Raw genomic sequence first — 16,742 nt, forward strand, 5'->3', positions numbered from 1 at the left:
GTTGTAACTTAAGTAGGTTAATTTAATTTGGGTTATTTTTTAGTTTATTATTAATTCGTTGCTGCGTTTTTAGTCACTTCAGTTCCCATATAGTCCTGAACTGTTCTAAATCCGATATAACTTCTAGCTGAATCCGCATATTCGTAATCTCTAGAACTTACTTGTAAGAAATATGCAACATCTTTCCAAGAACCACCTCTAACCACTTTACGTGCATTATCAGGATCATTTACATTTGGATTGATAGTTGAAGAATATTCATAAGATGCAGGATCATAAGAACCATTTACCCATTCTGAAACATTCCCAGCCATATTGTATAAGTTAAAATCATTTGGATCGTAAGCATCGGCTTCTACAGTATATAAAGCTTGATCTGCTGCATAGTCACCTCTTAATGGCTTAAAGTTTGCCATAAAACAACCTCTATCATTTTTAGTGTAAGGTCCTCCCCAAGGATACGAAGCTCCTTGTAAACCACCACGAGCAGCATACTCCCATTCTGCTTCAGAAGGTAATCTGTATGAGTTCACAGGCTGTCTTCCTTTACTTCTTTGGTAACCGTTATGATATATCGTTCTCCATTGGCAAAAAGCTTGTGCTTGTTTCCAAGACACACCAACTACTGGATATTCCCCATACGCATCGTGCCAGAAATAATCATTGTGCATTGGCTCATTATATGAGTATGCAAAATCTCTAATCCAAGCTGTTGTATCTGGATAAACTTCTACTTCTTCTTGCTCTATAACCTCAGAACGCTTTAAGCTTCTATCTTTAGCAGCTTTAGCGATATCCATATATGTATACTGGAATTTAAATTGCTTAACATCCCAAGTACGCTGACCATTATATGATTCCTCTAGTGGTAAATACATACCATCCATCACTTCTGCATATAATTCGTCTGGATAATCATCTGTATCGAAATGTAAATCCACTTCACGATTCACCTTTCTTTGCTCATTTCCGTAAGTATTCAACATATAACTTTCATATGCATTAAGATCATCAGGGTTTGCGTCTACATAGGCAAATTCACCAATGTCACCACTACCAGGAGTCTTACCTTCTAAGTCGGCCATTTCTGCTAACTTTAATCTTAAAGTAGAATCTCTTACCCATTCTACAAATTGACGATACTCGCTATTTGTAATCTCTGTTTCGTCCATATAAAATGCGCGTACAGTAGCCGTTTTTGTAGGAGCATCTTGTACACCAGCTAAATCATCATCAGATTTACCCATTATAAAAGCTCCACCAGGCACTAATGTCATACCATAGGGCTTTTCTGGATGCCATTTTTTACCTTTAACACCTACTAATTGCCCTCGGTCTCCAGAATTACAACTGGCAACCAAAACTAATACAGTGGTTAGTAAAATAAACTTCTTAATATTCATAGTAACTCGAGGTTAAATTAGTCGTCTTTAATTTTAAGGACGTAAACATATTTATATATTTTCTAAAATACAACTTTTTTTAAAGTTTTTTTACACTTTATCCTAAAAAAGTGCATTTCATCGATAAAAAAAATGTTAAATATCGATAAAGTGTATATTCTAAAAGCTATTCTTCCTATAAGCCTTATACCAACGCTCTGGTATTTCACCTTTAGTAGCTTTTATATAATCAGAATGCATGCAAGGTAATAACGTGTGCTTTTTTAATTTATTATTAACATTTGGCAAAAAAGGAATTTCAATCCACCATCTTCCGGTTTTTAAACTCTTATAAAAAATCAGCTCATCATCATCTACTAAAACATTATACTTTTGATAGTTGCTTTCATTTATGAAATCATCATCTTTTACTCTACAATTTACTCCTTCTACAAAATACCAAATCATTTGAGCTATTAGCATTGATGTAGCATTATCTTTTTGTGAAGGATGGTATTCATAAATACCAAAAGAAGACACTTTATTGCTTATGCCTGCATAGCGACTAATCGCACAGATTTCTTTTCCTGTAAAACCGTTAGGAGAATATTTTTGATTATCATTAACTTCTGCTGCTCTTACCGATTTTAAATCTAACGACACCACATGTGCATCTCGCATTAGCGGCTCTACTTTATTAATATCTCCTGAAATTTCACCTAAACGATACGCTTCAAAATAAAGCTTTTCCATAAGATCAATCTCTTCTTGAGAATTAAAATAAGTCTGATAACCTATTGAAGAGTAATTAAATAAATTATATGGCTCTTCTACTATTACCTTACCGACATAGCTATTATTTTTAATAGGAAGATTGGCATCACCTAAATCGAAATTAGTATCCACACTTACAATATTGACCATTGGCAATATCGTATCATAAGCACGATAATTAGCGTAAGTTAAATCTTGACTTCCTCCTAATATAATAGGAATGATGTTTTTCTCTACTAAGACTGTAATTGCAGTTCTGATGGCAAAATATGTGTCTTCAACCGTTTCTCCAGGTTCGATATCACCAAGGTCAGCAATTATAGTATGCCAATTGCCAGGAAATAAAGTGTACAATGTTTTTCTTATAGAATCAAAGCTGATATCTGCACCAATATAGTTGACATCATTTCTATTTTCTTGAACTCCAATAATGGCCATTTGTACACCATCTAAATCTGGAATCCCATTTTGACGTGAATGAATTTTAATTTTTTTCCCCAATGCTTGATGTGCTGTTAACTCATTATGAGCTAAAACCGCATCAGAAACAGGCGTTAGAAAATTAAAATTCATAGTGTATTACTTCTTTTTAGTTGTCGTCTTTTTCTTTGCTGTTTTCTTTCTTGTTTTTTTCTTAGGTGCATTTTTTTCGAGCAATGCTTGCGCCTTTTCTAGAGTCATCTTACTAACATCAACCGTTTTAGCTAATTCAACTTTTTGCTTCCCTTTTATGATATTGTGTCTTCCCCATCTTGCTTTTTCAACTCTTACTCCTTCGTCTTCCCAATTATGGATAACTTTATCTATCTCTTTCTGAATTTTTTCTTCGACCAAAGTTACAATGTCTTCTTCAGATAAATTATCCCAATCGTATTTTTTATTTACATTAATAAACATCCCGTTCCATTTAATAAATGGTCCAAAACGCCCTTTACCTTTAGTTACTTCTAAATCTTTATACATGTAAATAGGAGCATCTGCTAATTCTTTCTCCTTTATATAAACTAAAGCCTCATCTAATTCTACACTCAAAGGGTCAACTCCTTTAGGAAGTGAAACAAACTTCTTACCGAAACGGACATAAGGTCCAAAACGCCCATTATTTACTTCAACCTCATCATCTTTATAATGTCCCAATGCTTTAGGCAACTTAAATAAATCCATAGCCTCCTCAAAGGTTATAGAGTTTAGTTGTTGGTCTGGGGATAAACTTGCAAATTTTGGCTTCTCTTCATCATCCATTACACCAACTTGTACCATTGGCCCAAATTTACCCAAGCGTACACTTACTTGACGACCAGTTTTTGGATCTGTACCTAAAATACGTTCGCCAGATTCGCGTTCTGCATTTTCTTGTACGTCTTCAACCTGTGGATGAAATCCTTTATAAAAGTCTTTCATCATCTCTCTCCAATCTTCTTTACCTTCAGCTATGTCATCAAACTTATCTTCTACTTTAGCTGTAAAGTTATAATCTAAAATACTTTCAAAATGTTTAACTAAAAACTCCGTCACAATCATTCCTATGTCTGTAGGGACAAGTTTTCCTTTATTTGAACCTGTTTGTTCAGAAAGGGCATTATCTTTTATTTTTCCATCTTCAAAAACTAATTGCTTATACGCTCTTTCATCACCTTCATTCGTTCCTTTTTCAACATAATTCCTATTCTGAATTGTTGAAATAGTTGGAGCATAAGTAGACGGACGACCAATACCTAATTCCTCTAATTGCTTTACTAATGACGCCTCTGTAAATCTTGCAGGAGGTCTAGTAAAACGCTGAGTAGCTGTGATATACTTATTCTGAAGATTTTCACCAACTTTTAAATCTGGTAAAATACCTTCTTGTTCCGCATGTTCATCATCAGTTCCTTCTAAATAGACTTTTAAAAATCCTTCAAAAGTTATGATTTCACCATTTGCTGTAAACTGCTCATTAATAGTATTTTTAGCATTAATATGAATTTTAAGATTGGTACGCTCTAATTTGGCATCACTCATTTGCGATGCAATAGCACGTTTCCAGATTAAATCATATAACCTTGCTTGGTCGCGTTCTGCATTAACAGTATGATTTGCAAAATCTGTTGGTCTAATAGCTTCGTGAGCTTCTTGAGCACCTTTAGATTTACCTTTATAATTTTTTGGATTACTATATTCAGCTCCGTAAGCCGAAACAATTTCGCTCTCCGCACCTTTTTTAGCTTCTTCAGATAGATTTACACTATCTGTTCTCATATATGTAATAAGACCAGCTTCATACAAACGCTGTGCATTACTCATGGTTCTCCCCACTGAATACCCTAATTTACGTGAGGCTTCTTGTTGCAATGTCGATGTTGTAAATGGTGCAGCAGCAGATTTCTTTGCTGGCTTTTTCTGTAAGTCTGCAACCTGATACGAAGCATCAATATTATTTTTCAGGAATTTTAAAGCTTCATCTTCAGAATTAAAATTCTTTGGTAATTTTGCTTTAAATGAATTTCCATTATCTGTTTTAAATTCTGCATCAATTCTATAGGATGCAGTAGGCTCAAATCCTTGAACTGCTCTTTCGCGCTCTACAATTAAACGTACAGAAACCGATTGCACTCTTCCAGCAGACAAACCACCTTTCACTTTTCTCCATAATACAGGAGACAATTCGTAACCAACAATACGGTCTAAAACACGTCTAGCTTGTTGTGCGTCAACTAAATTATAATCAATGCTTCTCGGATTTTCAATCGCCTTTTGTATGGCGCTTTTTGTAATCTCATGAAAAACAATTCGTTTTGTCTTTTCTTTATCTAATTTTAAAGTTTCAGCTAAATGCCAAGCAATAGCTTCACCTTCTCGATCCTCATCACTAGCTAACCAAACTACATCTGCTTTCTTAGCTAAATCCTTTAATTTCTTAACAACATCTTTCTTGTCTTTTGAGACCTGGTATTTGGGCATAAAATCTCCTTCCACATCGACTCCTAATTCTTTAGAAGGAAGATCCGCAATGTGTCCGAAACTGGACTCTACTTTGTAATCTTTTCCTAAAAATTTCTCTATGGTTTTCGCCTTTGCAGGTGACTCAACTATGACTAGATTCTTCGACATTCTTCTTTTTTTTTTGAGGATACAAATGTATATGAAAATTAAGTTACAATCCTAATTTGGTCTGAAATACAATACATTTTATCGTGTTTATAACCTTGTAATAAACAGAAAGAAGCCTTACGTTCTGTATGGCTTCTAATCTTTGAAATATTTTAATTCTTATTTAATATACATAAGTTAATGGTTCTGAAAAATCTTCAATATGTAATACGACTTCAGTAATACCATCTATTCTGAGTGGTGTTAAATCAAATGATTGTTCTTTATTAAAGACCGCTAAACAAGCTTCATTATTCGCTAAAGCGAGTTTTAAATAGCGTTGAGGAGGCATGGACTCAGCTATATCTTCAGAATCCACTAAAGTTAATACCCAAGTACTTCCATCACAGCCACTAGATGAAATATTAGTATACAAGCAATCATCACTTATTTCTGCACTCATTAAAGTGTAAAAAGCAGATTCTATTGTTTGATAAGTTGAACTATCTACAACCACAGTTGCATCACATAAACTTGCTTGAATATCATCATCGTCGCATTGAAAATTCATCAACAATAAACACAACATAGAAAAGATTACAATTTTATTAAATTTCATAATACCGTTTTTTATAAGATGTAAAATATTCAAAATGGTTGCGTTAAAATCTTGAATTTTCTTCTAATCGTGGCATGTCATCTTCATCCTCAAAACCGATAACGTCTTTATATATAAAATATTGAGGCAAATAACTAAATGATGCCGTTACATAAATACCTACAAAGCACATCAGCATACCAACGATTCCTGCTAAAAAACCTGTAACAATTGTAAGGCCAAATGCAATTAGCCATTTTCTGTTTCCAAGATCAAATCCTAATTTAATAATATCTGAAACAGATAAATCTGGATTAAAAGCGTAAATAATTATCATAAATGACAATGGAACTATAACATATAAGATTGGTAAAAAACATAATAAAGCTGCCAACATACTAATACCCGAAAAGGCTAAGCCGAGCTTAATAGTTTTAGTAAGGTAAGGCTTCTTAAAGAAATAAAAATAATCTTCCTTACCCATTTGATCTAAATCCTTCATTTTACATATTCTATAAAATGCAGCTTTAAGTCCAAATCCGATTGTACTCATAGCAATTATCATAAATATATATATTACAACCATTAAAATTAGCACAATAGGACTAAATTCAGGCTGTACATAAGGATCATAAGGGTCGTAATTAGAACTATAAGCATCAAAGAATCCCATAAAAATCAACGGAATATACACAATCATTATAATTGGAATCGCCAATACCATGTTTAACAATATTGTTACCAAGCCTTGTACCCATACTTTTTTAAATAATTCAGTGGATTGATTGAATATAGTTCCAAAGTCTAAATCTTTAGCATTTTGAATACGCTGTTGAAATTCTCTTACGTTCATTTTCCGATATAATTGGTTAGTCTTTCAAAAGAAGTATATTTTTCGCAGATATTCAAATAAATATTACAACTGCCACTTTGTCACAATCTACAAAATAATCCTATCTTTGCATGCTTATTGAGATTTGAGTGGAATAGAATTATAGATTTCCCATGAGATGGAAAATAAAATATGGAAAAAACAATAGACGAAAACAAACAAGGTAACACCTTAGTGTTAGACCAAAAGGAAAGTAACAAAAGAAAGCTTTTTATTGAAAGCTATGGCTGCGCAATGAATTTTAGTGATAGTGAAATTGTAGCCTCTATCCTTTCTGAGCAAGGTTTTAACACTACACAAAATCTTGAAGATGCTGATCTTGTTTTAGTCAACACCTGTTCTATTAGAGATAAAGCAGAACAAACGGTTAGAAAACGATTACAGCAATACAATGCTGTAAAGCGAATTAACCCAAAAATGAAAGTTGGTGTTTTAGGTTGCATGGCAGAACGACTAAAAACTAAGTTTTTAGAAGAAGAAAAAATTGTAGATTTAGTTGTAGGACCTGATGCTTATAAAGATTTACCAAACCTATTGGCTGAAGTTGATGAAGGTAGAGATGCCATTAACGTAATATTATCTAAAGAAGAAACGTATGGAGATATTTCTCCTGTAAGATTGAATAGCAACGGAGTTACAGCATTTGTATCTATAACTCGTGGTTGCGATAATATGTGCACATTTTGTGTGGTACCATTTACACGAGGAAGAGAACGCAGCAGAGATCCACAAAGTATTATTGAAGAAATTAATGACTTATGGGCAAATGGCTATAAAGAAATTACACTTTTAGGTCAGAATGTAGATAGCTATTTATGGTATGGTGGCGGTTTAAAAAAGGATTTTAATAACGCTACAGAATTACAAAAAGCAACAGCTGTAAACTTCGCTAAGCTATTAGAATTATCTGCAAAAGCGCAACCAAAAATGCGTATTCGTTTTTCTACATCTAATCCTCAGGATTTTACATTAGATGTTATTGAAACCATGGCAAAACACAATAATATTTGTAAGCACATTCATTTACCAGTACAAAGTGGAAGTGATCGTATTTTAAAAGAAATGAATCGTTTGCACACACGAGAAGAATATTTTGAACTTGCAGATAATATTAAACGTATTATACCTGAGTGTTCAATAAGTGTCGACTTAATTGCTGGTTTCCCAACAGAAACTGAAGAAGATCACCAAGACACACTATCATTAATGGAATATGTAAAATACAATTTTGGTTATATGTTTACCTATTCTGAACGACCAGGAACAATGGCTGGTCGTAAAATGGAAGATAATGTACCAGAAGTGACTAAAAAACGTCGTCTAACTGAAATTGTACAATTAGAACGCAATCATAGTGAAATTAGAACACGTCAGCACCTTAATAAAACTGTTGAAATATTAATAGAAAAGACATCTAAAAAATCTGATCAACAATGGTCTGGAAGAACATCAGACAATACGGTTGCTGTTTTTCCAAAAGAACACTATAAAGTAGGTGATTTTGTAAATGTACATGTAACAGATTGTACAAGTGCTACACTTATTGGAAAAGCCGTTGACTATTCAAAAAATAATTAATCAAAACTTATAACATGAAGAAACTAGTATTAATCTTATTAACGTTATCATTATTTACAGCTTGCGAAAACGAACCATTAGACCCAGATTTTGTAGAACAAGGTGGAGGTGACGACGGAGGAGATGACGGAAGCGAAAGTGGTGACTTATCACTTTCTTTATATGAATTGGATACGGATTTAACATTTAGTTTTTTCGGGTTACCACTTCGCACCATAACCAATTCAGACATCAATGTGTCTAACGATAAAATTGTATCAAGCATAGTAAGTGTTTCTGTTGAAAACAGTCCTTTTGAGACTGAAAATCAAAGTTATACTCGTAATGGCTCTGGGCAAATCACAAATAATATTTCCGTTAATTCTGAAGGTGTAACAACTAATGAGTATATAATAAGTTATTCAGCTGGTGTGGTATCGCAAATCACTTATGATTATTTTGAAGATGACGTAGATGATTACACCTACAACTTTACTTACGATGGAAACACAATTACAAGAACAGAAGTAGGCTCTAGTATTTCAACGGTTTTTACATTAGATGGATTTGATCGTGTTATTAGAAAGGAATCTTTTGATGACACCTTTTCTATTCAAAATGAAGCAATTACGTACAATGGTGCAGGTAATATTAATAATAGTGTAGCCACTGGCGAAACTGAACATGACTTCACATACAATTTCGATGAAAACACAAATCCATTGCAAATGGTTTACAATGATAATTATCTTGTAAATTTCCTTTCAGATGATTATTCAGATGAAATAGGTCCATTAATCGCTCAATTTCACTCTACAAACAACTGGAATGGTGCTGTTTTTAATGGAGATTCTTTCACTTTCGATTTAACATACAATACCATTGATAGAATTATAAGTCGTGATATTATTTACGATTTCGGAGAAGCTCTGATGGTAGAAATAAACGAAAGATTCAATTACGTTAATTAAAACATGGAATCTATTCAAGCCATAAAACAACGCTTCGGCATTATAGGTAATGACCCTAAACTAAATCGTGCTATTGAAAAAGCGATTCAGGTAGCTCCTACTGACATTTCCGTTTTGGTCACTGGCGAAAGCGGTGTTGGTAAAGAGAGTATTCCAAAAATAATACATCAGCTTTCTCACAGAAAACACGGTAAATACATTGCTGTAAACTGTGGAGCCATACCAGAAGGTACCATTGACAGTGAATTGTTTGGTCACGAAAAAGGTGCTTTTACAGGTGCTACCTCTACACGTTCTGGTTATTTTGAAGTTGCTGACGGAGGGACTATATTTTTAGATGAAGTTGGCGAATTACCACTTACCACTCAAGTACGCTTATTACGTGTTTTAGAAAATGGTGAATTTATAAAAGTAGGTTCTAGTAAGGTTCAAAAAACCGATGTAAGAATTGTTGCTGCAACAAACGTAAATATGTTTGATGCTATTAAAAAAGAGAAATTTAGAGAAGACCTCTATTACCGTTTAAGTACTATAGACATTAATCTTCCAGCTCTTAGAGAACGTAAAGATGATATCCATTTACTATTCAGAAAATTTGCTAGTGACTTCGCTTTAAAGTATAAAATGCCAACCATAAAACTGACTGACGATGCCGTCAACTCACTTTTAAAATACCGTTGGAATGGTAATATTCGTCAATTGCGAAATGTGGCTGAGCAAGTTTCAGTTTTAGAACAGACTAGAACTATAAATGCTGTTGCGCTTCAAAATTATTTACCAAATACTGGCAGCAATTTACCTGCAGTTATAAACAATTCTAAAGCTGAAGGTGACTTTAGCAGCGAACGTGAGATTTTATATAAAGTTCTATTTGACATGAAGAGTGATCTTAATGATCTCAAAAAGCTCACAATGGAACTTATGAAACATGGAAGCGTTTCTGATGTTGAAAAAGACAATGAACATTTAATTCAGAAAATTTACGGAGACGATAAAACAGATGAATTTGAAGCAACGGTTGAAAATTTAGAAGTATTATCTATTCCTGAGCATACAGAAACTAGTGAACCTATGGTTTCTGATATGGAAGACAAATATCATTTTGCTGAAGAAATTGAAGAAGAAGAAACCTTATCTTTACATGATAAAGAATTAGAATTGATTAAAAAATCTCTAGAACGTCATAGTGGAAAACGGAAGTTAGCTGCTGCAGAACTTGGTATTAGTGAGCGTACTTTGTATAGAAAAATAAAGCAATTTGATCTTTAAGAAAAGTTTATGAAATCAACTACAAGAAAATATTCTTTTTTAAGTTTTTAGATTATGTTGATTCTATCAGACGAATAAAAACAATAGAAAACAACTGATGAAAGCAGTAGAAATATTTATGATTCGCAAATCGTTTACTAGAAATAGCTCTGAAACGATAAGACAAGAAGCCGAAGATTTAATTAACGAAAAGCATTATAAAGGCTATCGTCTAATAAATGTAGATTTCGATGTTGCAGATAACGCAGGTTATATCTACGCCTTTATAACAATGAAACGTGCTAACACATACTAAATGAGAATATTAAAATATCTTATCCTTTTTACTCTAAGTATTACTTTGACTAGTTGTGGCATATACTCATTTACTGGACTTACAGAAACTCCAGAAACTTTTCAAGTTAATTTCTTTCCAAATAATGCAGATTTAATTGAACCTGGTTTAGATATTCTATTTAGAAATGAACTACAAGATTTAATTCAAAATCAATCGAGTGCACAACTTGTTACTTCTGGTGGAGAAGTTATATACGATGGTGAGATTGTAGAGTATAGAATAGCTCCAATGACAGCAACTGCTCAAAACACTGCTGCTCAAAACAGGTTAACCATTAGCGTTAATGTAAGGTATATTAACACAAAAGATTCTGAAAAAGACAAAGAGCAACGCTACTCATTCTTTTTTGATTATCCAGCAAATGCGCAATTAATAGGTGGCACAAAAGACGAAGCATTCGAAGTGATTATCGATCGTCTGACCCAAGATATTATTAATGCAACATTGGCAGATTGGTAAACTATGCAGCTTCAAGAACTCACATATTTATTACAACACCCTGAAGCCGTTACAGCATCTCAAGTCGATGCGCTTTCAACTCAAATTAAAGACTATCCTTATTTTCAACCTTTAAGAGCATTGTATTTAAAAGGTTTGAAACAAAAGGAAAGCTATAAATATAATAATGCTTTAAAAATTACAGCTGCACATACAGCAGATCGAAGTGTTTTGTTTGACTATATTACTTCAGAAGTTTTCAATCAGAATGAAATATCGGAGCAAATTAAGCAAAACTCCCAATACATCAAATCTATTGAGGTCAACGAAATTGATGATATTTCTATTGATAAGAGTGTATTTATTGACGATGCTTTAAAAGAACACATTAAAGCTACTGAAGGTGTTTTAGATCCAGGTTTATTTAAAGCAAAGTACAATCCTCTACCAAGAACAGAAGTACAAAAAATTGAAGATTCTATCATCTCTGTTGATGTTAAAAACATAACACCAGAAAAGAAGCTTAAAATTGGAGAACCTTTAGAGTTTAATAAAACTGAAAATCATTCGTTTACAGAATGGCTTAAGATCACAAGCTTTAAACCTATAATAAGAGATGAAGTTGAAAATGATATTATAGAAAATATAACGTCTACTCCACTTGAAGGCAAACTCGCTATTATAGATAAGTTTATAAGCGAAAACCCTAAGATAAAACCTATTACTGGCAATTCGCCAAAACCAAAACTAGTCAATAATGATGAGGACGTTTCTGACAGCTTAATGACAGAAACTTTGGCTCGTATTTATCTAGAGCAAAAAAACTATGATAAAGCAATTCAATCTTACAAAATTTTAAGTTTGAAATATCCAGAAAAAAGTAGTTTCTTTGCAGACCAAATAAAATTGGTACAAGAATTAAAAGACAATAATACCTTATAAAATGAGCGCATTTACAATATTTTTAATACTAATCGTAATCGTAGCCTTTTTACTAATTGTAGTAATTATGGTTCAGAACCCAAAAGGCGGAGGTTTATCATCATCATTTGGTGGTGGCGGCACACAGCAATTAGGTGGTGTAAAGAAAACGGGAGACTTTTTAGACAAGAGTACTTGGTTCTTAGCAACAGTCTTAATTCTGTTAATCTTAGCGTCTAACCTAACGATTGACTCTGGTGCAGTAACAGAATCTAAGGCTTTGGATGCTGATGAAGCAACTGAAATCCCTGCAACAATTCCTCCTGCAGCAACTGACGATCCTGCTACAACAGACGGAACTAATTAAGCATTAGCTTATAACAATATTAAAAGCCAACTTTAAAAGTTGGCTTTTTTTATACCTACTCTTTAGTAATTAATCTGAAACTTTGTCAGTCATCAATGCTTGGCATAATTTTCGAACTACGCTAAAGCGTAAATTAAAAATTAACAATTAAAACACATACAACAAAATGGGCTTAAACATTAAACCTTTAGCAGACCGCGTTCTTGTAGAACCAAAGGAAGCTGAAACGACTACAGCTTCAGGCATTATTATTCCAGATAATGCAAAAGAAAAACCGCAAAAGGGAACTGTTGTTGCTATTGGCAACGGAAAAAAAGATGAACCTTTAACTGTAAAAGTTGGTGACACTGTACTTTATGGAAAGTATGGAGGTACTGAGCTTAAGCTAGAAGGGAAAGACTATTTAATGATGCGCGAGAGTGATATCTTGGCGATTATATAAGGTCGTATATAACTATTAGCCTTTAGCTCATAGCACTAATAAATTAAATTAAAACTCAGCCAAAAGCCAAAAGCTAATGGCTAAAAACTAAAGAATATGGCAAAAGATATAAAATTCGATATTGAAGCACGCGACGGACTTAAACGTGGTGTTGATGCTTTAGCAAATGCAGTAAAAGTAACGTTAGGACCAAAAGGTCGTAATGTAATTATAGGAAAATCATTTGGTGGACCACAAGTCACTAAAGATGGTGTATCTGTAGCAAAAGAGATTGAGTTAGAGAATGAATTAGAAAACATGGGAGCGCAAATGGTAAAAGAAGTCGCTTCTAAAACTAACGATTTAGCTGGTGATGGTACTACAACAGCTACAGTATTAGCACAAGCTATCGTAAAAGAAGGTCTAAAGAATGTTGCTGCTGGTGCAAACCCAATGGATTTAAAACGTGGTATTGACAAAGCTGTACAAGCTATTGTTACTGACTTAGATAAGCAATCTCAAAAAGTAGGTAACTCTTCTGAAAAAATAAAGCAAGTTGCTTCTATTTCTGCTAACAACGATGATACTATTGGTGATTTAATTGCTGTAGCTTTCGGAAAAGTTGGTAAAGAAGGTGTTATTACTGTTGAAGAAGCTAAAGGAACAGATACATACGTAGATGTTGTTGAAGGTATGCAATTTGATAGAGGTTATTTATCTCCTTACTTTGTAACAGATGCAGATAAAATGATTGCCGATTTAGAAAATCCATACATTTTATTATTCGACAAAAAGATTTCTAATTTACAGGAAATCCTTCCAATATTAGAACCAGTTGCACAATCTGGTCGTCCGTTATTAATCATCGCAGAAGATGTTGAGGGACAAGCTTTAGCTACATTAGTAGTTAACAAATTACGTGGTGGACTTAAGATTGCTGCTGTTAAAGCACCAGGTTTTGGTGACAGACGTAAAGCAATGTTAGAAGACATCTCAATCTTAACTGGTGGTGTTGTAATTTCTGAAGAAAGAGGTTTCTCTCTAGAGAATGCTGATTTAACGATGTTAGGTACTGCAGAATCTGTAATGATTGACAAAGACAACACAACAATAGTTAATGGTAACGGAAAATCTTCAGATATTAAAGCTAGAGTTAACCAAATAAAAGCACAAATTGAAACTACAACTTCTGACTACGATAGAGAAAAGCTACAAGAGCGTTTAGCAAAATTAGCTGGTGGAGTTGCTGTACTTTATGTTGGTGCTGCTTCTGAAGTTGAAATGAAAGAAAAGAAAGACCGTGTTGATGATGCTTTACATGCCACAAGAGCTGCAGTAGAAGAAGGTATCGTTGCTGGTGGTGGAGTTGCTTTAGTGAGAGCTAAGAAAACTTTAGAGAAAATCACAACAGATAACTTAGATGAAACTACAGGTGTACAGATCGTCAATAAAGCGATTGAGTCTCCTTTAAGAACCATTGTAGAAAATGCTGGTGGTGAAGGTTCTGTTGTTATCAATAAAGTATTAGAAGGTAAGAAAGACTTTGGTTACGATGCCAAATCTGAAACTTATGTAAATATGCTAAAAGCTGGTATCATTGATCCTAAAAAAGTAACACGTATTGCTTTAGAAAATGCAGCTTCTGTTGCTGGCATGATCTTAACAACCGAGTGTGCTTTAGTTGATATTAAAGAAGATGCTCCTGCTATGCCACCAATGGGTGGAGGCGGAATGCCAGGAATGATGTAGTAACGAGTCACTACGGACGATTTACTCACTCATGCGAAAAATAACGCATTAGTTAAAGTCGAATCGCCATAGATAAATTATTGACTTTAGTCAATAATTAAGATAGAAAGCCTTTGATGAAAATCAAGGGCTTTTGTTTTTGCTAGTTTTTGTTGAGAAAATAACCTTAGCTGATATTCCTCATTGAAATTAATCAGAATTGTATTCATATTTGTTGATAACCTTAAAATTTAATATCATGAAAACCATAGAAGAAACTCGATTCATTGATAATGTAGTCGAAACACTTAGAAAAGCTGCTATTGAAATAGAAGAACTTCAAGTACAAGCAGCATTAGGGAAAGCAGAAGCTCAAGAGAAATTTGAAGATGTTAAAAAGAGATTTAACCATGTTCTACATGAAACCAAAGCTAAAATAACAGCAGGAAAAGAAAAAGCTGAGGATATTGATACTAAATTTGATGAGCTACGCGTGCAATTAGAATTAGGAAAAGCAGATGGAATAGACAGCTTTAGAGAAGAAAAAAGAAAACTACTTTCTAAACTTCATGAAATTGAAGTAAAAATTAAAACGAATAAGCGTCTTAATCGTCTTTATGCTTTTGTTCTTCTAGAAATTGAAAAATTTAAACTCAACTTATCAATTTTAGAACAAAAATTTGAAAAAGGCAAAGAAGGTGCTAAAACGTCTTTTGAAAAAGGAAAGCAAGAATTCAATCAATTTATTGAGACAATTAAAGCTAAGTATGGAAAAAAAGAAGAGACAAAGTGGGAACATTTTCAAGGTGAAATTTCTGAAGGATTTTTACACTTCAAAAAGGCTTTTACACAACCATCATAGTCTATTATAATGGCTATATAGTTGTCTTATTAAATAAAAGAGCAGTGAAAATATAACTCACTGCTCTTTTATTTGATAAAACCTATGATTTACTTTATTGCAAGCCTTTAAAACACTGTTATTCATTTGAATACCACCATTCATCATGGTCTCCTTTTCTAATATCTTTTATCATACCAAATGCCAATATAATAGCTACAACAATAAATACAATTCCAATTACTGAAATATCTCCCCAAAGTGGTCTAATACCCGAAATAATAAATAATGATGCTCCAACAATTAAAGCAGCCATAATAAATGCTGTGATTATTTGTTTTGTAATTCTGTGTATGGTATGCACCATAGGATCAATACCTTTATGTGTCAAATCTACTTTTACCTCTCCACTATTAATTTTTCTGATGGCATTTTTTAAATCTCGAGGAAACTCTTCCATATAATTTGCTAATTCATATATCGAGTTAATAGCTTTTTCACCAAATCGTACAGGATTAAAACTCTTTGCTACAGCTCGTAATAGAAATGGCTTAGCAATAGCGTATTGATCTAGTTCAGGATCTAATTTATGGACTACACCTTCTATTGTTACTAAAGATCTGGCAAAAAGAAAGAAATGGGTTGGTACTTTTAATCCATGTGCTATAATAATGTCTTTTAGGTCTAATAGAATTGTACTCATTTCATTTTTATGCACCGATCTTACATAATACTTTTCAACAAATTCATTAATATCAGATGTATTCACTTCAATATCAAATACATCAATATCTGCAAATTTTTTAAATAGTACGCCTTTGCCTTCCATAACCGGTTTGCCAGCGAGAGCACCAACATTACCTAAGCCAAGAACAGCTGTGCCATCAGTGATAACAGCAACAAGGTTACCTTTGGCTGTGTAGGTATAAGCTGCTTCAGGGTCATGATGTATTTCCATAACAGGTTCAGCGACACCAGGAGTGTAAGCTAGTGCAAGATCATGCTGGGTTTCAGTGGGTTTGGTAATTTGCGTTGCGATTTTTCCAGGGCGTGGCTCTGCGTGGTATTTGAGAGCATCTTCTTTATAAGTGTATGACATTTTAATCCTGTGGTATGGGGTATAATAAGCCCGCTCAACCCTAAGAAAAGATATTATAAAAGTATTTATCATTATATT

15 protein-coding genes and 1 pseudogene are annotated in these 16,742 nt (G+C 33.5%); 10 read left to right on the forward strand and 6 right to left on the reverse strand.

Annotated features, from left to right (window positions below):
- Positions 1–50: 50 nt before the first annotated feature.
- The 5 genes from gldK to QZZ53_RS09070 form a co-directional block, all read right to left on the reverse strand.
- Positions 51–1,403, reverse strand: coding sequence for a gliding motility lipoprotein GldK (gene gldK / locus QZZ53_RS09050; RefSeq protein WP_296383787.1), 1,353 nt, complete (start codon positions 1,401–1,403; stop codon positions 51–53).
- A gap of 159 nt (positions 1,404–1,562) precedes the next feature.
- Positions 1,563–2,729 (reverse strand): formimidoylglutamase, encoded by a 1,167-nt coding sequence (locus QZZ53_RS09055; protein WP_296383789.1) that lies wholly within the window; start codon positions 2,727–2,729, stop codon positions 1,563–1,565.
- Positions 2,730–2,735: 6 nt separating this feature from the next.
- On the reverse strand, positions 2,736–5,246 hold the full coding sequence (topA, locus tag QZZ53_RS09060) for a type I DNA topoisomerase (protein WP_296383792.1): 2,511 nt from the start codon (positions 5,244–5,246) through the stop codon (positions 2,736–2,738).
- Positions 5,247–5,409: 163 nt separating this feature from the next.
- The gene (locus tag QZZ53_RS09065; protein WP_296383794.1) at positions 5,410–5,844 is read right to left on the reverse strand and encodes a hypothetical protein; all 435 of its coding nucleotides are present in this window, start codon (positions 5,842–5,844) and stop codon (positions 5,410–5,412) included.
- Between the two features lie 43 nt (positions 5,845–5,887).
- Positions 5,888–6,676 carry a hypothetical protein gene (locus tag QZZ53_RS09070; protein WP_296383795.1) on the reverse strand — a complete coding sequence of 263 codons (789 nt, stop codon included), beginning with the start codon at positions 6,674–6,676 and terminating at the stop codon, positions 5,888–5,890.
- Positions 6,677–6,847: 171 nt separating this feature from the next.
- Here QZZ53_RS09070 and miaB point away from each other — a divergent pair, with 171 nt between their 5' ends.
- The 10 genes from miaB to QZZ53_RS09120 all read left to right on the forward strand — a co-directional run bounded on the left by miaB (position 6,848) and on the right by QZZ53_RS09120 (position 15,586).
- The gene (miaB, locus tag QZZ53_RS09075; protein ID WP_296383796.1) at positions 6,848–8,293 is read left to right on the forward strand and encodes a tRNA (N6-isopentenyl adenosine(37)-C2)-methylthiotransferase MiaB; all 1,446 of its coding nucleotides are present in this window, start codon (positions 6,848–6,850) and stop codon (positions 8,291–8,293) included.
- A gap of 14 nt (positions 8,294–8,307) precedes the next feature.
- Positions 8,308–9,243 carry a hypothetical protein gene (locus QZZ53_RS09080; RefSeq protein ID WP_296383797.1) on the forward strand — a complete coding sequence of 312 codons (936 nt, stop codon included), beginning with the start codon at positions 8,308–8,310 and terminating at the stop codon, positions 9,241–9,243.
- 3 nt (positions 9,244–9,246) lie between these two features.
- Positions 9,247–10,512, forward strand: a complete 1,266-nt coding sequence (locus QZZ53_RS09085) for a sigma-54 dependent transcriptional regulator (RefSeq protein WP_296383799.1) — start codon at positions 9,247–9,249, stop codon at positions 10,510–10,512.
- A 97-nt stretch (positions 10,513–10,609) separates the two neighbouring features.
- Positions 10,610–10,807: a hypothetical protein gene (locus QZZ53_RS09090; RefSeq protein WP_296383801.1), complete on the forward strand. Its 198-nt coding sequence runs from the start codon at positions 10,610–10,612 to the stop codon at positions 10,805–10,807.
- On the forward strand, positions 10,808–11,308 hold the full coding sequence (locus QZZ53_RS09095; protein WP_296383803.1) for an LptE family protein: 501 nt from the start codon (positions 10,808–10,810) through the stop codon (positions 11,306–11,308).
- 3 nt (positions 11,309–11,311) lie between these two features.
- Complete coding sequence (locus QZZ53_RS09100; protein ID WP_296383806.1) at positions 11,312–12,229, forward strand: hypothetical protein; 918 nt, start codon at positions 11,312–11,314, stop codon at positions 12,227–12,229.
- Position 12,230: 1 nt separating this feature from the next.
- On the forward strand, positions 12,231–12,575 hold the full coding sequence (gene secG / locus QZZ53_RS09105; protein ID WP_296383807.1) for a preprotein translocase subunit SecG: 345 nt from the start codon (positions 12,231–12,233) through the stop codon (positions 12,573–12,575).
- A gap of 166 nt (positions 12,576–12,741) precedes the next feature.
- Positions 12,742–13,017, forward strand: coding sequence for a co-chaperone GroES (locus tag QZZ53_RS09110; RefSeq protein ID WP_296383809.1), 276 nt, complete (start codon positions 12,742–12,744; stop codon positions 13,015–13,017).
- Between the two features lie 96 nt (positions 13,018–13,113).
- On the forward strand, positions 13,114–14,745 hold the full coding sequence (gene groL / locus QZZ53_RS09115) for a chaperonin GroEL (RefSeq protein ID WP_296383812.1): 1,632 nt from the start codon (positions 13,114–13,116) through the stop codon (positions 14,743–14,745).
- Between the two features lie 238 nt (positions 14,746–14,983).
- A complete protein-coding gene (locus QZZ53_RS09120; RefSeq protein WP_296383814.1) occupies positions 14,984–15,586 on the forward strand; it encodes a hypothetical protein in 603 nt (200 codons plus the stop codon).
- Positions 15,587–16,304: 718 nt separating this feature from the next.
- On the opposite strand, the pseudogene QZZ53_RS09125 reads toward QZZ53_RS09120, so the two are convergent.
- A pseudogene (locus QZZ53_RS09125) lies at positions 16,305–16,664 on the reverse strand (NADP-dependent malic enzyme); the annotation flags it as partial.
- Positions 16,665–16,742 lie beyond the last annotated feature (78 nt).

The sequence above is a fragment of the Winogradskyella sp. genome (genome assembly GCF_016744625.1).
Classification (GTDB): domain Bacteria; phylum Bacteroidota; class Bacteroidia; order Flavobacteriales; family Flavobacteriaceae; genus Winogradskyella.